Here is a 5,199-nt window from a genome sequence, read left to right as displayed (position 1 = left end):
CCACCGGGAAGTTCTCGAACTCGGCCGCCACCGACAGCAGCGCCGCGCTGCGCTGGCGCTGCTGCCACAGCGGGGTGGGCCCGCCCGGCGCCCCCCCCGCCCCCCCCCCCCCCCCCGCCCCCGCCCCCGCGCCGCCGGCCGCTCGGCCCGGTCCGCCGGCCCCGGCGGCGAGCCAGGCGGGCGCGCTCGACGCGCGCCCGCTCGCGGAGCTCGTCGGCGAGGTCGACTTCCCGCTGTGCCTGCCCATCGGGCGCGCCTTCGTCGGCCGGGTCGAGCGCCGCCCCGAGGGTGCCGTCGTGATCGCCTTCCCCGCCCGCAACAGCGGCGAGCTGCTCACCGTCAGCCAGTCCGCGGGCGCCGGCATCGCCGACACCGCCGGCTGGGAGCGCGTCCGCCTGCCCGACGGGACCCCGGCCAGCTGGTGGCCGCCCGACGGCGACCTGCTGCAGGGACACCTGGTCTTCGACCGCGCCGGCACCCGCGTCTGGGTCCGCGGCGTCAACCGCCACGCCATGACCGCCCTGGCCCTCAGCCTCCACCCTGCCCGCCGGCCGTGACCGTGCCCGGCTCCGGCGCGTCGGCGGGGTAGCGAACGCCGAGGGACTCCCGGATGCGGTCGAGGGTCTCGGCTATGCGCAGGCTTTCCGCCGGCGGCAGGACGTCACTGTCGAGGTGCCCGGCGCGCAGCCGGTCGTGGACATGGCGGACCTGGTAGTGCAGGCCGATCCCGGTCAGCGGCGCGTCGATCCGCGTGGCGCCGCCGGGGTCCGGGCCGCCGTGGGGTACCCGCGTGGGGGAGCGGACCAGCAGCGTGTCCGGCGCCCACATCGCCGTCGGGAACTCGATCGCGCCCAGGGTGCCGGTGATCCGGGCCGTTCCCGGCAGGTCGGCGCGCAACGACGACTTCGCGACGGCGAGCGCGCCCGTGCCGTAGCGCAGCGCCGCGACGACGTGCTCGTCGACCCCGGTGGAGCCCACGACCCCCGCCACGGCCACCTGGTCCGGCGCGCCGAGCAGCAGGTGCGCGAGCTGCACCGGGTAGATGCCGATGTCGAGGATGCTGCCGCCGCCGAGCGCCGGGTCGAACAGCCGGTGCGCCGGGTCGAACGGCGCGCGGAAGCCGAACTCGGCCTCGACCAGCAGCACGTCGCCGATCTCGCCGGCGGCGACCAGCTCGAGCATCAGCCGGTAGGCGGGCGTGAAGCGGCTCCACACCGCCTCCATCAGGAAACGGCCCGCGTCGGTCGCGGCGGCCTGCATCCGGGCGACCTGGGCGGCGCTCAGCGCGAGCGGCTTCTCGCACAGGACGTGCTTGCCGGCGCCGAGGAACAGCAGGGTGTGCGCCAGGTGGGCCGAGTGCGGCGAGGCGACGTAGACGACGTCCACGCCCGGGTCGGCGGCCAGCGCCTCGTAGGAGCCGTGCCGGCGCGGCACCGCGAACTCGTCGCCGAACGCCGCCGCGCGCGCCGTGCCGCGGGAGCCGACCGCCACCAGCTCGGCGTCCGCGACGAGGGCCAGGTCGCGGGCGAACTCCCCGGCGATCAGCCCGGTGCCGGCTATACCCCACCGAATTCGCTCATCCACGGCCGTCATCCTGCCGGTGGGCCGGCCCGCGGGACAGCCCGTGGGCAGGATGCCTTGCGCGCCAGGGAAGAAGGAACTAGAACTGGTTCCAGTTCGGTTGGCCCGTCTCGGCCGGCAGGCAAACCCGGACCGGGCTTGATCTGGACCGGCCGAGATCAACCACAGTGTCTGAAACGCGAGCGCGGCGGGACGAACGGGCGAGCGGGACGTAACCCAAGGCAACAGGTAAGCGGGACGTAACCCAAGCAGACAAGTGAGACGTGACCATGCGAACACCCATCTGTGACCGGCTTGGCATCGAGTTCCCGATCTTCGCCTTCTCGCACTGCCGCGACGTCGTGGCCGCGGTGAGCCGCGCCGGCGGGTTCGGGGTGCTGGGCGCGTTGGCGTTCAACGCCGAGGAGCTGGAGGTCGAGCTCTCCTGGATCGACGACAACGTCGACGGGAAGCCGTACGGGGTCGACATCGTCATGCCCAACGCCTACATGGGCAAGGGCGAGGGCTTCACCCGGGAGAAGATCTCCGACCTGGTACCGGCCGAGCACCGGGCGTTCGTCGACAGCGTGCTAGCCGAGTACGGCGTCCCGCCGCTGCCCGCGGACACCGCCGACAGCCGCGACATCAAGGCCGCCGGCCTCGCCGTCGACCTGGAGGGCCCCGGCCAGGTGGAGGTGGCGCTCAAGCACCCGACGCGCCTGCTCGTCAACGCCCTCGGCCCGCCCCCGAAGGAGGTCGTCGACCGGGCGCACGAGCACGGCATCCTCGTCGGCGCGCTGGTCGGCAGCCCGCGGCACGCCGTCAAGCAGGTCGAGCAGGGCGTCGACGTGATCGTCGCCCAGGGCACCGAGGCCGGCGGGCACACCGGCGAGATCTCGACGATGGTGCTGGTCCCGGAGGTCGTCGACGCCGTCGGGCCGGATGTGCCGGTGCTCGCCGCCGGCGGCATCGGCTCGGGCCGGCAGGTGGCGGCGGCGCTCGCCCTCGGCGCGCAGGGCGCCTGGACCGGCTCGATCTGGCTGACGGTCGCCGAGGCGGACACCAACCCGGCCGCCGTCGCGAACCTGCTCAAGGCCTCGTCCCGGGACACGGTGCGGTCGCGGTCGATGACGGGCAAGCCGGCCCGGCTGCTCCGCAACGCGTGGACGGACGCCTGGGAACGGCCGGACGCGCCGAAGACGCTCCCGATGCCGCTTCAGGGCGTCGTCTGGGCCGAGGCCGCCCGCCGGTTCACCCGGGCCGGCACTCCGGAGCTCAACGGCTTCCCGGTCGGCCAGATCGTCGGGCGGATGAACTCCCGCCGTCCCGCCGCCGAGGTCGTACACGGTCTGGTAGAGGAGTGGATCGCGACGACGCAGCGGCTGTCCGGCCTCGTCGAGGACTAGGGCGCTTCCCGTGGATCTTCGGCCGCGCGGATCGGCGTCCAGACGGCCGCTCGCCGCGTTGTCGTCGTCGCCCATAGCTCCGCTATGGACTCCTCCTCCGCCTTGCGAGCAACCGCCTGGACGCCGCCCGCATCGACCAAGATCCATGGGAAGCGCCCTAGAGGGAGCCGGATCTCACCCGGGACTGGGCGGCGGGGTCGGGCAGGCCCGCCAGTACGCCGGCGCGGTCCTCGTCCGACCGGTTCTGGCTCCACTTGGCCTTGGCCTCCACGGACTCGACCCGCAGGCAGACGCCGACGATGGCGCGCAGCTGCCGCTCGAGGTACCGCTCCGGCGCGTCGCCGACCGCCCAGGGGAGCTCGCGGCCGGTCTCGTGGCGGTCCGTCAGCCGGGTGACCACGCCACGCAGCCACTCCGCGTCGTCGCGCACGGTCACCCGGCCGCGCAGGTGGACCGCCGAGTAGTTCCAGGTCGGCACGACCCGGCCGTGCTCCGCCTTCGACGGGTACCACGACGGCGACACGTACGCCTCCGGGCCGGTCACGACCAGCAGGGCCGGCGCCCCGTCCGCCGCGCCGCCCGTCGCGATGCGCCGCCAGTGGTCGTTCGCCCGGGCGAGGTGCGCGACGACGAGGTCGTCCTCCCACAGGACCGGGAGCAGGCTCGCGTCCGGCTGGCCGTCGGGGCCGACGGTCACCAGCGTCGCCGACCCGCGGTCCGCCACGAAGTCGCGGACCTGCGCCTCGTCGTCGACCCGGAACGCGACGGGAAGGTACATGCCGCCACCTTACGGGTGCCTCCGCGCGGGCCGCGTCGTCGCTCGACCTGCCTCTGATCTCGTGGGCGGGCGGTGCTTGATCGCCGTTTGTGCCCTTCGGGAGTCGTCATCCGGCCCCGTCGACGACCGCTGGAGGGCACAAACGGCGATCACCGGCCAGGGGCGGTCCGCCACGGATTCTTCTGGTCGTCTTTGGGGTTCTCGCGTTGGTGGCGTTGGTGGCGTTGGTGGCGTTGGTGGCGTTGGTGGCGCGGGTTCGTGGTCATGGCTCGGGGGTGGCCGTCGTCGGGTTGCCCAGGCGGGCGGCGAGCGCGCGGACGATGGCGGCCGAGGCGATGGCGTGGCCGGAGGAGTTCGCGTGCAGGCGGTCGCTGGAGTAGATCGCCGGGTCGGTGCCGCGCGGGTGGTGGTGGGTGTCGACGTGGATGCCGCCCACCTGGGCCGCGACGGCCGCGGTGACGGTGTCGAGGCGGTCGAGCAGGTTGGCCATCGCCGCGAACCGGCGGGGCGCCAGGCTGGAGCGAGGGAGGTCGAACAGGCCGACGGTCACCACCAGCGCGCCCAGGTCCGCGAGCGGGAGCAGGATCTCCAGCAGGTCGCCCCAGAGGCGGTCCACGTCGTAGTCGGGGCTCACGACGTCGTTGCCGCCGGCGACGAACAGCACGAGGTCGGGGACCAGGCCGACTGCCTCCGGCAGCTGGCCGGAGTGCACGTCGGCGAGGCGGGCCCACGGCGCGCCGAGGTTGCGGTAACGCGTCTCGGGGTGCCCGGCGGCGAGCGCCGCCGCGACCCGGTCGGCGAAGGACTGGTCCAGGTAGCCGGGCCGCGGCTCGCGGATGCCGGCGGCGACGCTGTCGCCCAGCACGGCGAACCGCCGCCAGGGGGCGTTGCGCAGCAGCTCCGCCTCGGCGGCGGGAGACAGGCAGTCCGGGTCCGCCCGCTCAGCCCAGGCGTAGACGGCGGCCGTCGTCGCGATGTCGAGGGAGGTCATGGGGGAAAATTTAGAGTACGAACGTTCGTACTTCAATGGCGAACGGTCGATCGTCAAGGTGACCTCCGTCATCCGTGCCCGGGCCGTGATCCGGGGCGCCCGTGCTCGGCCCCGAGGGGCTCTTCTAGATCTTGAACGGGTGCGGCGCGGGATGCCGGGCGCCGATTCGCGCACAGCCGGCGATCTTCGGCTCGCGCGGCCGGGCTCGTCGCTTGATCGCCGAGCTGCGCGCATTCGAGAACTAAGCGGGCATAGATCGCCCAATGGCGCACAGATCTGATGATCAAGGAGGTGATCTGGCTCTCTGGCGGCCTTTGATCGTCAGAAGCGTGCGCGGATCGGCGGTCTGGCCGGCCCGCCAGGGCCTGGCCGATCAGCCGAGGTCTCGCCGATCAGCCGAGGTCTCGCCGATCAGCCGAGGTCTCGCCGATCAGCCGAGGTCTCGCCGATCAGCCGAGGTCTCG

Annotated in this window: 5 protein-coding genes; 2 read left to right on the top strand and 3 right to left on the bottom strand. The window is 73.7% G+C overall.

Annotation, left to right across the window (positions count from 1 at the left end; all coding sequences use genetic code 11):
- A partial coding sequence (locus I6A81_RS37480) for a hypothetical protein (RefSeq protein WP_203010455.1) occupies positions 1-557 on the top strand: 557 nt, incomplete at its 5' end.
- On the opposite strand, the gene I6A81_RS37475 is transcribed toward I6A81_RS37480, so the two are convergent.
- Entirely contained in the window at positions 529-1,593 is a 1,065-nt protein-coding gene (locus I6A81_RS37475; RefSeq protein ID WP_203007540.1) for a Gfo/Idh/MocA family protein, read from the bottom strand. The two genes, I6A81_RS37480 and I6A81_RS37475, sit on opposite strands and share 29 nt — an antisense overlap.
- Positions 1,594-1,850: 257 nt before the next feature.
- On the opposite strand from I6A81_RS37475, the gene I6A81_RS37470 reads away from it, so the two are divergent.
- On the top strand, positions 1,851-2,966 hold the full coding sequence (locus I6A81_RS37470; protein WP_203007546.1) for an NAD(P)H-dependent flavin oxidoreductase: 1,116 nt from the start codon (positions 1,851-1,853) through the stop codon (positions 2,964-2,966).
- Positions 2,967-3,123: 157 nt separating this feature from the next.
- On the opposite strand, the gene I6A81_RS37465 is transcribed toward I6A81_RS37470, so the two are convergent.
- Positions 3,124-3,744 (bottom strand): FMN-binding negative transcriptional regulator, encoded by a 621-nt coding sequence (locus I6A81_RS37465; RefSeq protein ID WP_203003338.1) that lies wholly within the window; start codon positions 3,742-3,744, stop codon positions 3,124-3,126.
- A 262-nt stretch (positions 3,745-4,006) separates the two neighbouring features.
- The gene (locus I6A81_RS37460; protein ID WP_203003337.1) at positions 4,007-4,735 is read right to left on the bottom strand and encodes an SGNH/GDSL hydrolase family protein; all 729 of its coding nucleotides are present in this window, start codon (positions 4,733-4,735) and stop codon (positions 4,007-4,009) included.
- Between the last annotated feature and the right edge of the window lie 464 nt (positions 4,736-5,199).

It is taken from the genome of Frankia nepalensis (assembly GCF_016786325.1).
GTDB lineage: Bacteria > Actinomycetota > Actinomycetes > Frankiales > Frankiaceae > Pseudofrankia > Pseudofrankia nepalensis.
This window is presented reverse-complemented; position numbering and strand designations above follow the sequence as displayed.

Bases quoted from the DNA above. Each gene is read 5' to 3' on its own strand.
- I6A81_RS37475 (WP_203007540.1), bottom strand. From the start codon at position 1,593: ATGACGGCCGTGGATGAGCGAATTCGGTGGGGTATAGCCGGCACCGGG.
- I6A81_RS37470 (WP_203007546.1), top strand. From the start codon at position 1,851: ATGCGAACACCCATCTGTGACCGGCTTGGCATCGAGTTCCCGATCTTC.
- I6A81_RS37465 (WP_203003338.1), bottom strand. From the start codon at position 3,744: ATGTACCTTCCCGTCGCGTTCCGGGTCGACGACGAGGCGCAGGTCCGC.
- I6A81_RS37460 (WP_203003337.1), bottom strand. From the start codon at position 4,735: ATGACCTCCCTCGACATCGCGACGACGGCCGCCGTCTACGCCTGGGCT.